Origin of the sequence: Streptococcus parasanguinis (assembly GCF_001578955.1) — a bacterium.
GTDB classification, from domain to species: domain Bacteria; phylum Bacillota; class Bacilli; order Lactobacillales; family Streptococcaceae; genus Streptococcus; species Streptococcus parasanguinis_U.
The window spans coordinates 404,624-406,077 of record NZ_KQ969689.1; the positions used below are offsets into that span (position 1 = coordinate 404,624).

At 37.7% G+C, this 1,454-nt stretch carries 1 protein-coding gene and 1 pseudogene; one reads left to right on the plus strand and one right to left on the minus strand.

Features of this window, described 5'->3' with window-relative positions; translation table 11 throughout:
- A pseudogene (locus tag SPADD19_RS12350) lies at positions 1–276 on the minus strand (glycosyl hydrolase family 25); the annotation flags it as partial.
- A 248-nt stretch (positions 277–524) separates the two neighbouring features.
- Between SPADD19_RS12350 and SPADD19_RS01925 the strand changes: the two are divergent.
- The coding region (locus SPADD19_RS01925) for an FtsW/RodA/SpoVE family cell cycle protein (protein ID WP_241496402.1) at positions 525–1,454 on the plus strand (930 nt) is incomplete at its 3' end.

The window sequence follows — 1,454 nt, forward strand, 5'->3', positions numbered from 1 at the left end:
TTGGGAGAGGACATCGTAATCAATTTCGCTTGGTAATTGCCAGCCCGAGATATCAATGATTGGACGGCCAACCAGTTCTGGATTGATGTCTTCTTCTTTTTTTGAAGAAGAGCTTGCAGTAGTTGTTTTTCGAGGTGTATTGGAGTTCGGAATGGTTTTGGTTGTTTCTTGTCGCTCTCTTGCTTGCAGATCGGCAATCGTTCGTGAAAGAACGAGAAAAGAAATGATACCGATAAAAAAGACCAAGAGAACAGCGGGTTTTATCCTTTTTCTCATACAGAAACATTTTACCGTAAAAAAAACGAAAAGGCAAAACTTAATGCTTAAAAGATGCTGATTTCAGCTATTATTTTCTAAAAAAAGGAATATTTTCATCGAAAAAGGATAAAAATATATGAAAATAAGAAGAATCAATAGAATATTACTTAAAAATAGAGAAGAAGCCGAATCTTTTCTGGCCTTTCCTTGGTTTTGCTTCTTAAAAATGATATAATGAAGGTTGAACATTAGGAATATGGTGAACTATGAAAATTGATAAAAGACATCTTTTAAATTATTCCATCCTCATTCCCTATTTGATTTTATCCATCATTGGTTTGATTGTAGTCTATTCGACAACAAGTGCCTTAGCGATTCAAAGTGGAGTGAGTTCGATCCGGATGGTGCGGACGCAGGGGCTCTTTTTTATCCTCAGTCTCTTGACCATTGCATTGATCTACAAGTTTAGTTTAAACTTTCTTCGAAATAAGAAAGTTTTAGCTGTTATTATCTTTATTGAGGTAATTTTGTTACTTCTTTCAAGGTTTGTTACTGATACGGTCAATGGGGCTCATGGTTGGTTGACAATTCCTGGAGGCTTCAGTATCCAGCCAGCGGAGTACCTTAAGGTTATTTTAGTCTGGTATTTAGCTTTAATTTTTTCTAAACGGCAAGATGAAATACGTGACTATGATTATCAAGCCTTGACCCATAATGAGTGGATTCCTAGGAATTTAACTGATTGGCGTTGGTTGACTTTGATTCTCATTGGAATCGTTGCTATTATGCCCGACTTAGGAAATGCAACCATCTTGGCTTTAACGGTCTTGATTATGATTACGGCTAGTGGAGTGGGGTACCGTTGGTTCACTTCTCTGCTTGGTTTAGTCGTTAGTGGATCGGCGATTATTCTTGGTTCAATTTGGATCATTGGTGTGGACCGTGTCGCTAAAATTCCTGTTTTTGGTTATGTAGCCAAACGTTTTAGTGCCTTCTTCAATCCATTTAATGACTTGACTGGTGCAGGTCACCAATTGGCCAATTCCTATTATGCCATGAGTAACGGTGGATGGTTTGGATTAGGCCTAGGAAATTCAATTGAAAAGCAAGGTTATCTACCTGAAGCACACACTGACTTTGTATTTGCGATTGTGATTGAAGAATTAGGTTTTGTTGGAGCTAGCTTGATCCTTGCA